Here is an 18,184-nt window from a genome sequence, read left to right as displayed (position 1 = left end):
GAGGCCGAGTGACCGTGCTCAGCGGGTTCCGGCGGCCTTGAGGCGGCGGGTGGCCTCCTCCAACACGGACTGCTTCTTGCAGAACGCGAAGCGGACGAAGGGGGCGCCCATCTCGTGGTGGTCGTAGAAGACCGACGTGGGGATGGCTACGACGCCCGCGCGTTCCGGGAGGGCGCGGCAGAAGGTGATGCCGTCGGTTTCGCCCAGGGGGCGGATGTCGGCGGTGATGAAGTAGGTGCCGGAGGGGCGGTGGACCGTGAGGCCCGCTTCCTCCAGGCCGGCCGCCAGGACGTCGCGCTTGGACCGCAGGTCGTCCCGGAGTCCGGTGAAGTACGACTCGGGGAGGGCGAGGGCCTCGGCGATCGCGTACTGGAAGGGGCCCGCCGAGACGTAGGTGAGGAACTGCTTGGCCGAGCGGACCGCCGTGACCAGTTCCGGGGGTGCCGTGATCCAGCCGACCTTCCAGCCGGTGAACGAGAATGTCTTGCCGCTGCTGGAGATGGTCACCGTGCGGTCGCGCATGCCGGGGAAGGTGGACAGGGGGATGTGTTCGGCGTCGTCGAAGACCAGGTGTTCGTAGACCTCGTCCGTGACGACGAGCAGGTCGCGTTCCACCGCCAGCTCGGCGATCGCCGTCAGTTCCTCGCGGGTGAGGACCGTGCCGGTCGGGTTGTGCGGGGTGTTGATCAGCAGCAGGCGGGTGCGGTCGGTGACGGCGTCGCGCAGTTCGTCCAGGTCGAGGTGGAAGCGGCCCTCGTGGGGGCGGAGGGTGACGGGGACGCGTCGGCCGCCGGCCATGGCGACGCAGGCCGCGTAGGAGTCGTAGTACGGCTCCAGGGCGATCACCTCGTCGCCGGGTTCCAGCAGCGCGAGCAGGGCGGCCGCGATGGCCTCCGTGGCGCCGGCGGTGACCAGGACCTCGGTGTCGGGGTCGTACGAGAGGCCGTAACGGCGTCGCTGGTGCGCGGCGACGGCGGTGCGCAGTTCGGGGATGCCGGGGCCCGGCGGGTACTGGTTGCCGCGGCCGTCCCGCAGGGCCCGTACGGCGGCCTCCCTGACCTCCTCGGGGCCGTCGGTGTCGGGGAAGCCCTGGCCCAGGTTGATGGATCCGGTCCGCAGGGCCAGGGCGGACATCTCGGCGAAGATCGTCGTTCCGAACTCGGCGAGCCGGCGGTTCAGGAGAGGGCGCGCGCTGGAGGTCATGGCGGCCATCCTGCGCCGAAGCCCCGGGGTTCCTCAACCCGCCTTCGCGGGTGGGTGTCCGCCGGGAGGGCGGGTCAGGGGGCGAGGCACGACACCCCGGGCGCCCCGGCCGGGTCGAGGAGGGCCGCCGGGTCGCGAAGGGCCGCCGGGTCGACGAGCGCGGTGGCGGCGGCGGGAGCTTCGGTCAGGCAGGCGATCGTCGCGACGGGGTCGGCCACCGCGGTGGCGGGAGCCGTCGAGGCCATCGCACCGGCGGTGGCGAGCAGGACCGGGACGACCAGGCGCAGGGCAACGCGCATGAGGGATTCTCCGTTCTCTTCGGCACGCGGGCATCTCGGGACACCCGCACGGATGGATAACCCGTCGTGCCGGGCGGGGCCACACATCCCACCCCAACGGCGGAGGCCACGGACCGGCCCGGTGAGACCCGGGCGGTCCCCGAACTGCCCTTCCCCGCAGGTCAGAAGTCGTTTCTCCGACAGGACCCTCAGAAGTTCCTCAACTCTGCTTTGGGCCGCGCGGGTGGAGGGCATCTCCCGGTCACACGCGTGAGCGAGGCGCCCACGGGGGGCCGCTTCGGGGGATCACGGGGGAACGAAAGGAGGGTGACGCCATGGTCATCGGCATCATCCTGGTGGTGCTTCTCGTGCTGCTGGTCGCGGTCGTGAGCGCGGCGCGCAGGCCCGCGCGGCGGGTGGGCGCCGTCCGTCGCGGCAGGGGCCGCGACAGTTGGTGGGCGGGCGGTGGCGGAGGCAGCGGCGGGTCCTGCTCGTCGGGCTCCGTCGGGGGATCGTCCTGCGGTGGTGGCTCGTCCTGCGGAGGCGGGTCGTCCTGCGGGGGCGGCGGATGCGGTGGAGGGGGCGGCTGACACGGGGCAGCCCGCCTCCGCATCGGGGGATGACGTATCCGCGGCAGCGGGGTCCGCACCTGGGGCGGGCCCCGCTGTGCCGTTCCGGGGCGCGGTCCACCGGCGTACGCCGTCACCTCGGGGCGCACGCCGGGGTTGAACAGTTGAGCTGGGGAGCCCCCCAAGGGATGGAAAGGCCACGAAGTTGGGTAAAAACGCTGTGGTGGCACCACAGTTCATGATTGCCTATAAATCACCGACGCAGCCCTCGGACTCCCCGCGGACCCTTCTTCCGGCCGGGCGACCGGGCTGACGGGCCGAGTCCCCCGGCGCGACCGGGGTGCGCGACCCCCTATCTCCCTCTCCTTGTGTGCCAGCGGAGCCGATCCATGCTCACGACCCTGAACACCTCCTATTCCGACACGCGCGCGGCCGACCTCGCCTGGGCCCTGGGAAGCGAGCCGCTTCCCGCGCTGGCCACCCTCGATCTCGAACTGGCCGGAAGAAAGGTTCAGTTGAGACTGCTCGGCGCGTCCCACCAGGTGCTGCTCGAGGAGGAGCGGGGGCTCTGCTCGGAGACGGTGGCGTGTATTCCGGGCAGCAGTACGCCGCTTCCGCTGGGCGTGGCCAAGCGGGTGGACGACTGGGAGTACGAGTTCGCCGCCCGGGTGGAGATGCTCTCCCCGGGGTCCTTCGCGGGCCGCGCCCAGGAGCTGCTGGCCCTGGTCTCCGACCATCCGCAGGGTCTCGCCGGGGTCTTCCCCGGCAGTCCGCACGCGTTCACGGCGATGCTCGCCCAGAGTCATGAGGGCCAGGTGCACTGGCGGACCTGGCACGCCTACCCGCAGGACGGGCAGCTCGTGGCGACGCGGACGAGGGTGGGGGTACGGGTGAGGTCGGCGGTGTGAGGCCGGCCGGGGCCGAGGGTCGGGGATCGAGGAAGTCATTGCTCGTACCAATATCGGGCAGGTGTAAACAAAGACCACACGTGTGGGTGACGTTGTGCGGTGGAGGCGTAACGTAACGTCGCTGGAGTGATCGAACCGCAGGCCCCCGCACCGCCCGGCTCCGCGCAGTCCTGGGACGGGCCGGGCGGCCCCGGCGGCGACGCGGGGAGCGCGCTGCGGCTGCCGGTGCGGCAGGGCACGGGGAGGTTCCTGGTCCTCGCGGGCGTGTTCGTCTGTGCGGCCTGCGGACTCGTGTACGAGCTGGAACTGGTCGCGCTGGCCACGTATCTGATGGGTGACTCGGTCGCCCAGACGTCCGTCGTGCTGTCCGTGATGGTCTTCGCGATGGGCATCGGCTCCCTCGCCGCGAAACGGCTGCGGCGGCACGCGGCGGCCGGGTTCGGCGCCGTCGAGGCGACCCTCGCCCTCGTCGGCGGATGCAGTGCGATGGCGCTGTACGCCGTGTTCGCCTGGACGGGTGACTGGGGCGGCGTGTGGGCGAGCGGCCCGCGCTCGCTGCTGGTCGCCTTCTCCCTCGCCACCGGGCTGCTGATCGGGGCCGAGGTGCCGCTGCTGATGGAGCTGATCCAGCGGATCCGCCGGCAGGACGCGGGCGGCGCGGTGGCCGACCTGTCCGCCGCGGACTACGTCGGCGCGCTCGTCGGCGGGCTCGCCTTCCCCTTCCTCCTCCTGCCGCTGCTCGGCCAGTTGACCGGCGCGCTGATCACGGGGGCCGTCAACGCGGTCGTCGGCGGGGCGCTGGTGCTCGGGCTGTTCCGGCAGGACCTCACGCGGCGCGCCCGCCGGCTGCTGGTCACCGCCAACGTGTGCGTGCTCGCGATCCTCGCCTCGGCCGCCGTCCTCGTCGACGACTTCGAACGGGCCGCCCGGCACGCCATGTACGGCTCCGACGTACGGGTGGCCCTGCAGACGGACGTCCAGGAGGTGCTGCTCACCGGCGGGCGGGACGGGCGGCCCCTGAACCTGTTCCTCGACGGGCGGCTGCGGATCAGCGGCCGGGACGAACTCCGGTACCACGAGGCGCTGGTGCACCCCGCCATGCACGGGCCGCACGCGCGCGTGCTCGTCCTCGGCGGCGGTGACGGGCTGGCCGTCCGCGAGGTGCTGCGCCACACCGGTGTGCGCCGGGTCGACGTCGTCGAGATCGACGCGGGCGTGGTGCGGCTGGCCCGCCGCGATCCGGCGCTGTCCGCGCTGAACGCGCACGCCCTCGACGATCCGCGCGTACGGGTGACCACCGCGGACGCCTTCGACTGGCTGCGCGGGGCGCCCCCGGCGGCGTACGACGTCGTCGTCTCGGATCTGCCGCATCCCGGGATCACCGCGAGTACGAAGCTGTACTCGCAGGAGTTCTACGGGCTGGTCCGGCGGGTGCTGGCGCCCGGCGGGCGGCTGGTGGTGCACGGGGGTGCGGTGGCGACCCGGCCCCGCGACTTCTGGACGGTGGACTCGACGCTCCGCGCGGCGGGGCTGCGTACCGCCGCGTACCAGGTGGGCGGCCGGCGGGCCGGTTTCGCCGCCGGGCCCGACCGGGGGGCCACGGCCACCGCCCACGTCCACCGCGACTGGGGGTTCGTGCTGGCCGCCCGAAACGTTCCGGTACCGCGTCTCGACCCCGCCGGGCCGCGTCCGCGCACGCTCACCGACGCCTCCCTCGCGGCGGACGTGCGGGCGGCGGAGCGCACCCGGGTCACCGGTCTGCCGCCGTCCACGCTGGTGCACCCCCGGTACACCGGCTGAGCCCCTCTACTACGTTCCGTGCCGACGCGCCGCGACTTCCCGCCGACGGGGGTGCGGTCCGGCGTCGCGTGGGTAGGCTCCGCAGTCATGGAGCACGAGGTGTTCGTTCCGGTCGAGGCGGAGCGGCTCAGGGAGGTGCTGGACGACCCCGCACGGGTCGCCCGGGCGGTGCCCGGGCTCCAGCACGACGCCGGGGCGGATCCCGTCGCCGGGCGGCTGAAGATCCGCGTGGGCAGCCACTCCGTCACCTACCGGGGGGCCGTACGGGTGTCCGCGCGGGATGATGGTTCCTATGCCGTCGAGGGCGACGCGGCGGAGGCCCGTGGCAGCGGCTCGGTGAAGCTCGCGCTGCGGTTGCGGCTGCGGTCCGTGGAGGGTGGTACCGCTCTCACGGTCGGGGGTACGGCGACGGCCGACGGCCGGGTCACGGAATTCCCGGCGGACGCGGTGGCCTCGGCGGTGGCCCGCCTGCTGAATCGCTTCGCGGAGAATCTGGGGGTTGATGCGGCGGAGCGGGGCTCCGGCGAGCCGGAGTCGCCCGAGCTGTTGTCGACGGGGGACTTCGAACCCCAGGCCACGACCGACTTCGACACCACGCCGGACGCGGACGACGCTCCGCCGCCGTCGTCGTCCGTCTTCGACGTGGAGGTTCCGTCGTCCTCCCTCGACGAGGAGGACGACGACTCCGTCGCCGAGGCGGCGCACGCCCGGCGGACGATGATCGGCCGCAGCGCGGAGGAGGTGGACCACGCTCCGCCGCGCGGCCGCTACGCGCCCGTTCCCGCACCGCAGACCGTCGCCTCCGGCACACCTCTGCGGTGGGCCGCGCCGGCGGCGGCGCTGGCGGTGGCCTCGGCGGTCGTCGCGATCAGGGCGCTCCGCCGACGTCGCTGAGCTGCCGTTGCGTCGGGGTCGGGCGGGGGGTGTTCGCGCGGCCCGGCGTTTACGGGGTGCCGCCGCGCCCACCCGTGCCGCCCCAGCGGCACGACTGCTCGCAGCTGCGACGCCTCCGCGGTAATCGTGCCGCAGCTGCGGCGTTCCCGCGGGCAGTCGTGCCGCAGGGCGGCACGGGTGGGCGCGACGGCGCCCGGTGAGCGCCGGTGAGCGAAGACCGGGCCCCGGCCGGCGGCACGACTGGCCGCGGCTGGCGACGCCCTCTTGATCGTCCCAGTAGGGTCGTTGCGTGAGTAACGGAGAGATCGCGCTGACCGCGGGTGACGCGGAGGTGACCGTGCTGCCGGGGAACGGCGGGCGGGTCGGAGGGCTGCGGGTCGGGGGCGTCGAGCTGTTGCGGCAGGGGGAGCGGTTCGGGTGCTTCCCGATGGTGCCCTGGTGCGGACGGATCCGGGACGGACGGTTCCGGGACGGTGCCGTCGTGCACCAGATGCCGCTCAACGCCCCGCCGAACGCCATCCACGGCACCGCCCGTGACGCCGCCTGGCGCACCGCCCGTACGAGCACCGACGAGGCCGTGATGACGTACGACCTCGTCGAGCCGTGGCCGTACTCCGGGCGCGTCACCCAGCAGATCGCGCTGACCGGGGACTCCCTGACGCTGACGATGAGCGTGGAGACGTACGAGTCGTCCTTCCCGGCGCAGATCGGCTGGCACCCGTGGTTCAACCGCAGCCTCGGCGGCGAGGACGTGGCGATCGACTTCGCGCCCGCCTGGCAGGAGGAGCGCGGAGACGACCATCTGCCGACCGGGCAGCGCGTCGACCCGAAGCCCGGACCGTGGGACGACTGCTTCGGGATGCCCGGCGGTGTCGACGTCACCCTCACCTGGCCGGGGCGGCTGGAGCTGAAGGTGACCAGCCGGGAGGAGTGGGTCGTGGTCTACGACGAGCAGCGCGAGGCCGTCTGCGTGGAGCCGCAGACCGGGCCGCCGAACGGGCTGAACACCCACCCGCGCCTGGTCACCCCGCTGGAGCCGCTGGAGGCCTCGACGACCTGGACCTGGACCCGCCTCTAAGCTGGCTGTCATGAGTGACGTACGTGGCGCGCTGCTGCAGCAGATCAAGGACAAGGCCGTGGTGCACGGCAAGGTGACCCTCTCCTCCGGTCTGGAGGCCGACTACTACGTCGACCTGCGCCGCATCACCCTCGACGGCGAGGCCGCCCCGCTGGTCGGGCAGGTGCTGCTGGACCTGACCGCGGAGCTGGAGTTCGACGCGGTGGGCGGGCTGACCATGGGCGCCGACCCGGTGGCGGCGAGCATGCTGCACGCCGCCGCCGCGCGCGGCCGGAAGCTGGACGCCTTCGTCGTCCGCAAGGCCGCCAAGGCGCACGGGCTGCAGCGACGCGTCGAGGGCCCGGACATCAAGGGCCGCCGCGTCCTCGTCGTCGAGGACACCTCCACCACCGGCGGCTCCCCGCTCACCGCCGTCGAGGCCGTGCGCGAGGCCGGCGCGGAGGTCGTGGCCGTCGCGACGATCGTCGACCGGGCGACCGGCGCCGCCGAGAAGATCCAGGAGGGCGCCGGGGTGCCGTACCTGTTCGCCTACGACAAGGACGAGCTCGGCCTCGACTGAGGCCGCCGGGTCCGGCATCCCGCCGCATAACGACTTGACCTGCGCCGTCGACCGGCCGGACAAGTCTGGGAAGATGGCCCCGACAATGACGTCGCATCCAAGGTTCCAGGTCAGGGCCGACCGTACGCAGTACGCCACACCGCACGCATAAGGAGCGGACAGATGCCCATCGCAACCCCCGAGGTCTACAACGAGATGCTCGACCGGGCGAAGGCGGAGAAGTTCGCCTACCCGGCCATCAACGTCACCTCGTCCCAGACCCTGCACGCGGCACTGCGCGGCTTCGCCGAGGCGGAGAGCGACGGCATCGTCCAGATCTCGACGGGCGGCGCCGAGTTCCTGGGCGGCCAGCACAAGAAGGAGATGGTGACCGGCGCGGTCGCGCTCGCCGAGTTCGCGCACATCGTCGCCGAGAAGTACGACGTCAACATCGCCCTGCACACGGACCACTGCCCGAAGGACAAGCTCGACGGGTACGTCCGTCCGCTGCTCGCGGTGTCCGAGGAGCGCGTCAAGGCCGGTCGCGACCCGCTGTTCCAGTCCCACATGTGGGACGGCTCCGCGGAGACCCTCGCCGACAACCTCTCCATCGCCCAGGAGCTCCTCGAGCGCGCCCGCGCCGCGAAGATCATCCTGGAGGTCGAGATCACCCCGACCGGCGGTGAGGAGGACGGCGTCACGCACGAGATCAACGACTCCCTCTACACCACGGTCGACGACGCGGTCCGCACCGCGGAGGCCCTCGGCCTCGGCGACAAGGGCCGCTACCTGCTCGCCGCGTCCTTCGGCAACGTGCACGGCGTGTACAAGCCGGGCAACGTCGTCCTCCGTCCCGAGCTGCTGAAGGAGCTCAACGAGGGCGTCGCCGCCAAGTACGGCAAGCCGGCCGGCTCCCAGCCGTTCGACTTCGTCTTCCACGGCGGCTCCGGCTCCACCCCGGAGGAGATCCTCACCGCGCTGGAGAACGGCGTCGTGAAGATGAACATCGACACCGACACCCAGTACGCGTTCACGCGTCCGGTCGCCGACCACATGTTCCGCAACTACGACGGCGTCCTGAAGGTCGACGGCGAGGTCGGCAACAAGAAGACCTACGACCCGCGCACCTGGGGCAAGCTGGCCGAGGCGTCGATGTCGGCCCGCGTCGTGGAGGCCTGCCGGAACCTGCGCTCCACGGGCACCCGCCTCAAGTAACACCTCTTGGAGTGTGAGCCCGGTACCGCACGCGGTGCCGGGCTCTTCCGTATGCTCGCCGCATGCCCGACGTCCGGCTGTCCTCCCCGCAGGGCAAGTGGATCCTGCTCACCACGGTCCTCGGCTCCAGCATGGCCCTGCTGGACTCGACCGTGGTCAACGTCGCCCTCCCGCGCATCGGCCGCGACCTCGACGCCGACCTCGCCGCACTGCAGTGGACCGTCAACGCGTACATGGTCACGCTGGCCGGGCTGATCCTGCTCGGCGGGGCGCTGGGCGACCGGTTCGGGCGGCGGAAGGTGTTCGTCGTCGGCGTGCTGTGGTTCGCGGCGGCCTCCCTGCTGTGCGGCATCGCCCCGAACGCCGGGATCCTCATCGCCGCCCGTGCCCTCCAGGGCGTCGGCGGGGCGCTGCTCACCCCCGGCTCGCTCGCCCTCATCCAGGCCTCCTTCCACCCCGACGACCGGGGCCGCGCGGTCGGCCTGTGGTCCGGCTTCGGCGGCATCGGCGCGGCCGTCGGCCCGTTCGTCGGCGGCTGGCTGGTGGACGGCCCCGGCTGGCGCTGGGTGTTCCTGCTCAACGTGCCGCTCGCCCTGCTCTGCGTCCCCGTCGCCGTACGCCATGTGCCGGAGTCGACGGGCGGGAAGGCCGAGGGCCGCTTCGACGTTCTCGGCGCCGCGCTCGGCGCGATCGCCCTCGCCCTGGTGACGTACGCGCTGATCGAGGCCGACGAGGGGTCCCTGCTGGTCGCCGTCTCCGCGGTCGCCGGGCCGGCCGCCGCGGTCGCGTTCGTCCTCGTCGAGAAGCGCCGCCCGGCCCCGATGATGCCGCCGGACATCTTCGCCTCCCGCCAGTTCTCGGCGGTCAACGTGGTCACGCTGTGCGTGTACGCGGCGTTCGGCGGGTTCTTCTTCCTCGCCGCGCTCCAGCTCCAGGTCGTCGTCGGCTGGTCCGCGCTGGCCGCCGGTACGGCCCTGCTGCCCACGACCGCCCTGATGCTGCTGCTCTCCGCCCGCTCGGGTGAGCTGGGCGACCGGATCGGCCCGCGCATCCCGCTCACCGTCGGGCCGCTGCTGTGCGCCGCCGGGATGCTGCTGATGCTGAGGGTCGGGCCCGGTGCCTCGTACGCCACCGAGGTGCTGCCCGCGCTGCTGGTGCTCGGTCTCGGCATGGTCACCCTGGTGGCGCCGCTCACCGCGACGGTCCTCGCCTCCGTGGACACCGCGCGGGCGGGCCTGGCCAGCGGCATCAACAACGCCGCCGCCCGCGCGGCCGGCCTGGTCGCGGTGGCCGCGCTGCCGCTGCTCGCCGGGATGGGCCCGGAGGCGTACCGGCTCCCCGGCGCCTTCGACGACGCGTTCCGGCGGGCGATGGTCCTGTGCGCGGCCGTCCTGGTGGTGGGCTCCGCCATCGCCTTCACGACCGTACGCCGCCCGGCACCCGACTGTAAGCACCCCGAGTGCCACACCCACGGCAGCGTGGCGGTGCCTCCGCTGGAGGCGGGGGAGGAGGACGGGAGCCGGCCCCGCTGATGTACGAGACTGGACCCATGTCGATTCACGAGAACCTCCTCGGGGGTCCGCCCCCGACCCACCTCCCCGACGACCCGGGCCCGCGCGAGCTGCTCGCGTCCGGCACCACGCCCGCCGACGTCGCGGCCCGGTACCCCACCTCCTCGCTGGCCTGGGCCCGGCTGGCCGACGAGGCCTTCGAGCGGGGCAGCGTCGTGGAGTCGTACGCGTACGCCCGTACGGGCTACCACCGCGGACTGGACGCGCTGCGCCGCAACGGCTGGAAGGGCCACGGCCCGGTGCCGTGGGAGCACGAGCCCAACCGCGGCTTCCTGCGCGCCCTGCACGCCCTCGCCCGCGCCGCGCAGTCGATCGGCGAGCAGGAGGAGCACGAGCGCTGCGCGCAGTTCCTGAAGGACTCCTCGCCGACGGCGGCCCAGGTCCTGGGCTGACCGGCTGATCGGCTGACTGGCTGACCTGTGATGTCTCCGGGGCCCGTCCGTGAGCGGGCGGGCCTTGCGGTCGTGGGGGACGGTTGCGCAGGATGCACCGTGGGGACCGGGGCCCCCGTGCCGGTAACGGCAGGGGCGGACCGCTACCCGGAGTACATGTACAGGAGACAGCGATGTCCCACGAGGCTCACGAGCAGCCCGAGACCCCGCATCTCGACTTCGAGGGGACGACCCCCTACGAGGACTACGTCAAGGCCGATGTCCTCACCCACCTGCAGCACACCCTCTCCGACGATCCCGGAGAGATGGTCTTCCTGGTCACCACCCAGGTCATGGAGCTGTGGTTCACCGTCATCGTCCACGAGTGGGAGACCGCGGCGAAGGCGCTGCGCCAGGACGACGTCCCGGTCGCGGTCGACGCGCTGAAGCGGTCCGTACGGGAGCTGGAGGCGCTGAACGCCTCCTGGAAGCCGCTGAGCGGACTCACCCCGGCGCAGTTCAACTCCTACCGCGGTGCCCTCGGCGAGGGCTCCGGATTCCAGTCGGCGATGTACCGGCGCATGGAGTTCCTGCTCGGCGACAAGTCCGCGTCCATGCTGGTCCCGCACCGGGGCGCGCCGCGCGTGCACGCCGAGCTGGAGAAGGCGCTGCACGAGCCGAGCCTGTACGACGAGGTCCTGCGGCTGCTCGCCCGGCGCGGGCACGCGATCCCTCAGGACGTGCTGCGGCGCGACGTGTCACGGAAGCACGAGCCGTCGGCGGAGGTGGAGGCGGTCTGGACGGCCGTCTACGCGGGCGACGGGCGGGACGAGGTCGCCCGTCTCGGCGAGGCGCTGACCGATGTCGCCGAACTGGTGTGGCGATGGCGCAACGACCACCTGGTCGCCACCCGCCGCGCGATGGGCGCCAAGGCCGGTACGGGAGGCTCCGCAGGGGTGGCCTGGCTGGAGAAGCGGGCGCAGAAGAGCGTGTTCCCCGAGCTGTGGACGGCGCGGTCCTATGTCTGAGCTCGCGACGAAGGCGGAGAAGCTGGACGCCTCCGACGAACTGGCCGCCAAGCGGGCCGAGTTCGTCCTCGACGATGTGGTCTACCTCGACGGCAACTCGCTGGGCGCGCTGCCCGTCGCCGTGCCCGGCCGGGTCGAGGACGTGGTGCGCCGGCAGTGGGGCGAGCTGCGGATCCGGTCCTGGACCGAGGGCGGCTGGTGGACGGCGCCGGAACGGATCGGTGACCGGATCGCGCCGCTGGTCGGGGCTGCGGCCGGGCAGATCGTGGTCGGCGACTCGACCAGCGTCAATGTGTTCAAGGCGCTGGTGGGCGCGGTGCGGCTGGCGCGGGCGGGCGACGTGGCGCGGGACGAGATCGTGGTCGACGCGACCACCTTCCCCACGGACGGCTACATCGCCGAGTCGGCGGCCCGGATGACCGGGTGCACGCTGCGTCCGGTGGCCCCGTCCGAGGTGCCGGGTGCGCTCGGTGACCGTACGGCCGCCGTGCTGCTCAACCACGTCGACTACCGCACCGGCCGGCTGCACGACCTGCCGTCGCTGACGGCCGCCGTGCACGAGGCGGGGGCGGTGGTGGTCTGGGACCTGTGCCACAGCGCGGGCGCGCTGCCGGTCGGCCTGGACGAGCACGGCGTGGACCTGGCGGTCGGCTGCACCTACAAGTACCTGAACGGCGGGCCCGGTTCACCGGCGTTCCTGTACGTGCGCGCGGACCTGCAGGACCGCTTCGACTCCCCGTTGCCGGGGTGGAACTCGCACGTCGAGCCCTTCGGGATGCGCTCGGGGTACGAGCCGGCGGCGGGCGCGGTGCGCGGGCGGGTCGGCACCCCGGACATCCTCTCCATGCTCGCCCTGGAGGCGGCGCTCGAGGTCTGGGACGGGGTGACGGTCGAGGCGGTGCGCGCCAAGTCCCTCGCGCTGACGGACTTCTTCCTGGAGTGCGTCGGGACGTACGTCCCCGAGGGCAGGGTCGAGTGCGTGACGCCGCGTGCGCACGGGGAGCGGGGCAGCCAGATCGCCCTGCGCTGTGCCGACGCCGGGGATGTGATGAAGCGGCTGATCGAGCGGGGTGTGGTCGGGGACTTCCGCCACCCGGACGTGCTCCGGTTCGGTTTCACCCCGCTGTACGTCGGCTTCGCGGACGTGGAGCGGGCGGCGCGGGTGCTGGCGGAGGTGCTGGCGTAGCCCCCCGGGGCCGGGGGGTGACGTCGTACGGCGGTCACCTCCCGGGCCCGCTGACCGAGCGTGACATCCGCATGTCGGCGCATGTGGGCGTGCTGATACCGTCCCGGCCAAACGGCCGCGTTCCCGTCGGTCCGTCACCCGTGTTCTGTCGCTGAGAGGTTGGAGCAATGACGGACGACGTCGCAGCCGCCCGGGCCGCCGCCGAGGAGGAGTCGGCCTTCTCCCATCCGCCCGTGGACCCCGACGCCACGGCGGCCTACGGCGACGACCCGGACCAGATCGTCGACTTCTACGCGCCGCGTGGGGAGGGCGGGCCCGCGCCGGTGGTGGTCGTGCTGCACGGCGGTGCCTGGCGGGCGCCGTACGACCGGCGCCACATCAGCCCGTTCGCGGCCTTCCTGGCCGGGCGGGGTTTCGCCGTGGCCAGTGTCGAATACCGGCGCGGGGCGGGGGAGTCGGGCGGTGGTGATCCGGTCGCGGGGAGGTGGCCCGACACCTTCGACGACGTCGCCGCCGCGATGGACGCGCTGCCGGGGCTGATACGGGAGCAGGTGCCGGGGGCCGACCCGCGGAGGGTCGTGCTCACCGGTCACTCGGCCGGTGGTCACCTGGCGCTGTGGGCCGCCGCGCGGCACGTCCTGCCGGCCGGTTCCCCCTGGCGGACGGACGGGCCCGCGCCGCTGCGTGGCGTCGTCGCCCTCGCGCCGATCGCGGACTTCGAGGTCGCCGACAAGCTGGGCGTGTGCGGGGGCGCGGCGCGGCAGTTGCTCGGTGGCGACGATCACTTCGCCGAGCGTCGGCCGCATGCCGATCCCGGGCTGCTGCTGCCCACCGGGATCGCCACGACCCTGGTGCAGGGGCGTACCGATGACGTGGTTCCGCAGGCGGTCGCCGAGACGTACGCGGAGGCGGCGGCGAAGGCGGGGGAGGTGGTGGGGGTGACGTTGCTGGAGGACGTGGGGCACTTTCCGCTGATCGACCCGGGGGCGGACGCGTGTGCGGTGGTGGCGGAGGAGATCGCTCAACTGGCCTGGTGAGCTTGGGTCGGGCCTCGGCCCGGTCATACCCCTAGTACCTGAGAGCTACCCCGCAGGTGAGTCCCCTGGTGGGACGCGGGTTACCCGCGACGCTCCGTAACTTCCCTTTCCGGTGAGCCCGATGGGCGGGCGGAGGGGGGTACGGCCATCATGGTGCGTGAGCGTGAGGGGTGCCCCGCGTGGGTGCGGGCCGGGAGTGGGGTTGCGCGGCCCGGCGCTTGCGGGGTGCCGTCGCGCCCACCCGTGCCGCCCCAGCGGCACGACTGCCCGCGGGAACGAGGCATGCGGCTGTCCGCGGGAACGCGGGAACGAGGCGCGTGGCTGTCCGCGGGAACGTGGGGAACGGCAGTGGCTGCCCGCGGGTCGCGGGGGTTGCGCGGATCGCGCGGATCGCGGGGTTTGCGTGGGTTGCTCGCGTTGGTTGTTGCCGGGGCCGTTGCCGTGCCGCTGGCCGGGGCGGCTCGGGCGCGGGTGCCTGCGCCTCCGCCCGCTGTGGTCGCCGGGCCTTCCGCGGCGAACCTCGACGCGGTCTACGCCGCCAACCGGGCCAACGCCGAGGAAGCCGCCCGCATGGCCGCCGAGTACGGGGACCGGCGGCGGGCCGGGGCCGATCGTGCGCTGGCCGGGCGGCAGTTGCTGGACTTCGACGGGCGGGGGGCCGGGCTGGTCACCGAGGTGTTCGGTGATCTCGCGCACGCCGACCGTGTCGCCGTCCTCGTCCCCGGCTCCGACACCGGCATCGACACCTACGGGCGGTTCCGTGCCGCCGCCCTCGCCCTGCACGAGCGGCTCGGTACGCGGGCCGCCGTCGTGGCCTGGCTCGGTTACGAGACCCCCGCCACCGTCAGCGCCACCGTCGCCACCACCGACCGGGCGGAGGAAGCCGCCCCCGAACTGCGGCAGCTCGTCAGCGACTTGCGTGACGTCACCGGGCAGCGTGCCCGCATCTCCCTCCTCTGCCACTCCTACGGCTCCGTCGTCTGCGCCGAGGCCGCCGACGGTCTCGACGTCGACGACATCGCGCTCCTCGGCAGCCCCGGCACCGGCTCCGACACCGCCGCCGGCCTGCGCACCCGGGCCAGGATCTGGGCCGCCCGGGGCACCGACGACTGGGTCGGGAACGTCCCGCACCTCAGCGCGGACCTCCTCGGCACCACCGTCGGATTCGGCACCGACCCCGTCTCCCCGGCCTTCGGCGCCCGGGTCTTCGCGGCCGGCGACGGCGGCCACAGCGACTACTTCGCCCCCGGCTCCACCTCCCTGGCCAACCTCACCCGGATCGTCCTCGGCGAGACCCGGGCGGTGACTTCATGAGCCGCCTCACCACCGCGATACGTGACGCCGCCGGACGCGTCGACGCCGCCACCCCCGGCCGTCGTGACCGTGCCGTGGACGCCCTGCGCGCCGGAGCCATCCTCGGTGTCGTCCTCGGCCACTGGCTGGTCACCGCCCTCGTCGCGGACGGCCGCACCCTGCACACGGCCAGCCCGCTCCAGCACCTGCCGTGGCTGGCACCCGTCTCCTGGGCGTTCCAGACCCTCGCCGTGTTCTTCCTGGTCGGCGGGCATGTGGCGACCCGCGGGTACGCCTCCGCCCGCGCCCGCGGCATCCCGTACCACCGCTGGCTGCACGGCCGGCTGGCCCGGCTGTTCACACCGGTCGCCGCCGTCCTCACCCTGTGGACGGTCGTCGCGACCGCCCTGCTGCTCTCCGGCGCCGAGTACGCGACCGTGCGCACGCTGGTGAAGCTGGCCCTGTCGCCGATGTGGTTCCTGCTGGTCTTCGCCGCCCTCACCGCCGCGACCCCGCTCATCGCCCGGCTCCATCCGCTGTGGCCGCTCGCCGTCGTCCTCCACGTCGACCTGCTCCGCCTCGGCCTCGGCGCCCCCGACGGGCTCGGCTGGCTGAACCTGGCGGCCGGCTGGCTGGTGCCGTACACCCTGGGCGCGGCCTGGACACGCGGCGAGCTGGAACGCCGTAGGACCGGCTGGGTCCTTCTCCTCTCCGGTACGGCCGTCACGGCCGCGCTCGTCGCCTGGGCCGGCTACCCGGCGTCGATGGTCGGCGTCCCGGGCGCCGGGGTCTCCAACCTCAACCCGCCGACGCTGGCCGCCGTCACCTTCGGCCTCGCCCAGTGCGGGCTGGCACTGCTGCTGCGGGACCGGCTGCGCACGGCGATGCGGCGTCCTGTCGCGTGGGCGGCGGTGGCGCTGGTCAACCTCTCCGCGATGACGGTCTTCCTCTGGCACCAGACCGCCCTCATGGCGACCACCGCCACCGGCCTCCTCGCCGGCCGTCTCCCCGGCCTGCACACCGTCCCCGACGGCCTCGGCTGGGTCGCCGCCCGGCTGCTGTGGCTGCCGGTGTTCGTCCTCGCCCTCACGGTCTGCTGGGCGGCGTTCCGCTCGTGGGAGCAGGGCAGGGGCGGGCGGCGACGCGGGCGGTCCCGGGTGGTCCGCACCCACCGGCCGGCGACGAAGGACGTACGGCATGTCTAGGGTGAACCGCATGGCGAACATGGGGGTGGAGCTCGTCCGGCGGTGGCTGGGGGTGCTGCGGGACGACCTGCTGACGGTGCGTTCGGACCCCCTGCCCCCGTCGATGTGGCTGCGCTGGGTACCGCACGGATTCGTGTGCCTGGCCGCGTTCCTCATCCTCCTCGGCGACCTGAACCAACTCCTGGGGTACGGAAGGCTCCCCCAGGGCGGCTCCGTGCTGGTCGCGGCCGGACAGAGCGGTGCGGCCGTCCTCGCGCTGCGGCGTCCGGTTCCGGCGCTGTGGTTGTCGCTCATCGCCACGCTGGTGGGGGCCGTCCTGCTGCGCCGCATGCTGATGGCCGGTCAGATCGACGGTTTTCCGTGGCCTTGGGCCCCCTGGGGGATCGCGGCCCACCTGTTCGTGCTGTTGCTGCTCTCCCTGCGCGTGCCCACCCGGGTGTCCGTCGAGGCGCTCGCTGTCACGGGACTGCTCACCTACGTGCTCCAGGGCCTCTGGGGGGCGTGGAACTACTCACCCACCGGCCAGACCGCCGTCATGCTGTTCGCCGTCGCCATCGTCCTCGGCACCGCCCTGCGCGGTCGCCGCGAGGCCCGCGCCGAACTCGGCCGGCAGACCACCCTCACCGCCGAGGAACGCGCCCGCCGCACCCTCCTGGAGGAACGCAGCCGGATCGCCCGGGAGCTGCACGACGTGGTCGCCCACCACATGTCGGTGATCTCCATCCAGGCGCAGGTCGCCCCGCACCTGGTCCAGGACCCGCCCGACGAGCTGAGGGAGAACCTCGCCGGCATCCGGCAGAACGCCGTCGAGGCGCTGACCGAGCTGCGCCGCGTCCTGGACGTGCTGCGCTCCGAACACCCCGCCCCCGGCGAGCGCGCGGACGCCCCGCAGCCCACCCTCGACCGTCTCGAATCGCTGGTGGAGAACACCCGCGCCGCCGGACTGACCGTGACCACCGGGACCAGCGGGGAGCACCGACCGCTGCCGCCCGGCGTGGAGCTGTCGGCGTACAGGATCGTGCAGGAGGCGCTGAGCAACGTGCTGCGGCACGCGCCCGGCGCGAGTGCCCACGTCACCCTGGCCTACGATCCGCGGGGGCTGCGGGTGACGGTCGTCAACACCGGCCCGACCCGGGAGGCACCGCCGTCCGCCGGCGCCGGACACGGGCTGCTCGGCATGCGGGAACGGGCCGTCATGCTGGGCGGCAGACTGACGGCCGGCCCCTGGGCCGGGAAGGGCTACAAGGTCGACGCCTACCTCCCGGCCTCCGCCCCGCCCGCCACCGAACCCCCTCCCCAGGACGGCACCGCATGATCCGCGTACTGATCGCCGACGACCAGCAGATGGTCCGGCAGGGCTTCACCGTGCTGCTGAACACGCAGCCCGACATCGAGGTCGTCGGCCAGGCGGTGAACGGAGCGGACGCGGTCGCGCGGGTCGCCGAACTCGCCCCGGACGTCGTCCTGATGGACATCCGCATGCCCGAACTCGGCGGCATCGAGGCCACCGCCCTCATCACCACCGCCACCCCGGACGTCAGGGTCCTCGTCCTGACCACCTTCGACCTCGACGAGTACGTGTACGAGGCGCTGCGCGCCGGGGCGTCCGGCTTCCTGCTGAAGGACGCCTCCGCCGACCAGCTCGCCGAGGCGGTACGGGTGGTGGCGGCCGGGGACGCCCTCCTCGCGCCCGGCATCACCCGCCGGCTGATCGCCGAGTTCTCCCGGCTGGACGCCCGCCCCCGCAGCCCCCTCAAGCAGCGCGTGGGGGACCTCACCGAACGCGAGACGGAGGTGCTCGCGCTGATCGCGCAGGGCCTGTCCAACGCGGAGATAGCGGTACGTCTCGTGGTGGCCGAGCAGACCGTGAAGACACACGTCGGCCGCATCCTGGTGAAACTGGGCCTGCGGGACCGCACCCAGGCGGCGGTGTTCGCGTACGAGTCGGGGCTGGTGCGTCCCTCGGGATACTGACCCCGGGACAGGGGGAGCAACCCGCCGTGGCCCGCG

Annotated in this window: 17 protein-coding genes; 15 read left to right on the top strand and 2 right to left on the bottom strand. The window is 73.3% G+C overall.

The window, feature by feature from the left end; translation table 11 throughout:
• Positions 1-18: 18 nt before the first annotated feature.
• Entirely contained in the window at positions 19-1,212 is a 1,194-nt protein-coding gene (locus AMK33_RS13990; protein ID WP_073933135.1) for a pyridoxal phosphate-dependent aminotransferase, read from the bottom strand.
• Between the two features lie 65 nt (positions 1,213-1,277).
• On the bottom strand, positions 1,278-1,502 hold the full coding sequence (locus AMK33_RS41360; RefSeq protein WP_073933134.1) for a hypothetical protein: 225 nt from the start codon (positions 1,500-1,502) through the stop codon (positions 1,278-1,280).
• Between the two features lie 937 nt (positions 1,503-2,439).
• Between AMK33_RS41360 and AMK33_RS13975 the strand changes: the two genes are divergently transcribed.
• The 15 genes from AMK33_RS13975 to AMK33_RS13905 all read left to right on the top strand — a co-directional run bounded on the left by AMK33_RS13975 (position 2,440) and on the right by AMK33_RS13905 (position 18,148).
• The gene (locus AMK33_RS13975; RefSeq protein WP_073933132.1) at positions 2,440-2,958 is read left to right on the top strand and encodes a DUF2617 family protein; all 519 of its coding nucleotides are present in this window, start codon (positions 2,440-2,442) and stop codon (positions 2,956-2,958) included.
• Positions 2,959-3,084: 126 nt separating this feature from the next.
• Complete coding sequence (locus AMK33_RS13970) at positions 3,085-4,758, top strand: polyamine aminopropyltransferase (protein ID WP_073933131.1); 1,674 nt, start codon at positions 3,085-3,087, stop codon at positions 4,756-4,758.
• Positions 4,759-4,845: 87 nt separating this feature from the next.
• On the top strand, positions 4,846-5,652 hold the full coding sequence (locus tag AMK33_RS13965) for an SRPBCC domain-containing protein (RefSeq protein WP_073933130.1): 807 nt from the start codon (positions 4,846-4,848) through the stop codon (positions 5,650-5,652).
• A 289-nt stretch (positions 5,653-5,941) separates the two neighbouring features.
• On the top strand, positions 5,942-6,730 hold the full coding sequence (locus tag AMK33_RS13960) for an aldose epimerase family protein (RefSeq protein ID WP_073933129.1): 789 nt from the start codon (positions 5,942-5,944) through the stop codon (positions 6,728-6,730).
• Positions 6,731-6,740: 10 nt separating this feature from the next.
• Entirely contained in the window at positions 6,741-7,289 is a 549-nt protein-coding gene (gene pyrE / locus AMK33_RS13955; RefSeq protein ID WP_073933128.1) for an orotate phosphoribosyltransferase, read from the top strand.
• A gap of 162 nt (positions 7,290-7,451) precedes the next feature.
• Positions 7,452-8,483, top strand: a complete 1,032-nt coding sequence (gene fbaA / locus AMK33_RS13950) for a class II fructose-bisphosphate aldolase (RefSeq protein ID WP_073933127.1) — start codon at positions 7,452-7,454, stop codon at positions 8,481-8,483.
• Positions 8,484-8,545: 62 nt separating this feature from the next.
• Positions 8,546-10,015: an MFS transporter gene (locus AMK33_RS13945; protein WP_073933126.1), complete on the top strand. Its 1,470-nt coding sequence runs from the start codon at positions 8,546-8,548 to the stop codon at positions 10,013-10,015.
• Positions 10,016-10,032: 17 nt separating this feature from the next.
• Positions 10,033-10,446 (top strand): DUF3151 domain-containing protein, encoded by a 414-nt coding sequence (locus tag AMK33_RS13940; RefSeq protein WP_073933481.1) that lies wholly within the window; start codon positions 10,033-10,035, stop codon positions 10,444-10,446.
• Positions 10,447-10,619: 173 nt separating this feature from the next.
• A complete protein-coding gene (locus AMK33_RS13935; RefSeq protein WP_073933125.1) occupies positions 10,620-11,453 on the top strand; it encodes a tryptophan 2,3-dioxygenase family protein in 834 nt (277 codons plus the stop codon).
• On the top strand, positions 11,446-12,639 hold the full coding sequence (gene kynU, locus AMK33_RS13930) for a kynureninase (RefSeq protein ID WP_073933124.1): 1,194 nt from the start codon (positions 11,446-11,448) through the stop codon (positions 12,637-12,639). The genes AMK33_RS13935 and kynU overlap by 8 nt, the downstream gene beginning before the upstream one ends.
• Before the next feature lie 167 nt (positions 12,640-12,806).
• A complete protein-coding gene (locus AMK33_RS13925; protein ID WP_073933123.1) occupies positions 12,807-13,676 on the top strand; it encodes an alpha/beta hydrolase in 870 nt (289 codons plus the stop codon).
• Positions 13,677-14,168: 492 nt separating this feature from the next.
• On the top strand, positions 14,169-14,990 hold the full coding sequence (locus AMK33_RS13920) for an alpha/beta hydrolase (protein WP_443030916.1): 822 nt from the start codon (positions 14,169-14,171) through the stop codon (positions 14,988-14,990).
• Positions 14,987-16,174 (top strand): acyltransferase family protein, encoded by a 1,188-nt coding sequence (locus tag AMK33_RS13915; protein WP_073933121.1) that lies wholly within the window; start codon positions 14,987-14,989, stop codon positions 16,172-16,174. The genes AMK33_RS13920 and AMK33_RS13915 overlap by 4 nt, the downstream gene beginning before the upstream one ends.
• Positions 16,167-17,489, top strand: a complete 1,323-nt coding sequence (locus AMK33_RS13910) for a sensor histidine kinase (RefSeq protein ID WP_073933120.1) — start codon at positions 16,167-16,169, stop codon at positions 17,487-17,489. Before AMK33_RS13915 ends, AMK33_RS13910 begins: the two co-directional genes overlap by 8 nt.
• Positions 17,486-18,148 (top strand): response regulator, encoded by a 663-nt coding sequence (locus AMK33_RS13905; protein WP_073933119.1) that lies wholly within the window; start codon positions 17,486-17,488, stop codon positions 18,146-18,148. The genes AMK33_RS13910 and AMK33_RS13905 overlap by 4 nt, the downstream gene beginning before the upstream one ends.
• The last annotated feature ends 36 nt before the right edge of the window (positions 18,149-18,184 follow it).

This window comes from Streptomyces sp. CB02400, assembly GCF_001905725.1.
GTDB classification, from domain to species: domain Bacteria; phylum Actinomycetota; class Actinomycetes; order Streptomycetales; family Streptomycetaceae; genus Streptomyces; species Streptomyces atrovirens.
Note: the sequence above shows the minus strand (reverse complement) of the source record. Positions and strands in the feature narration are given on the sequence as shown.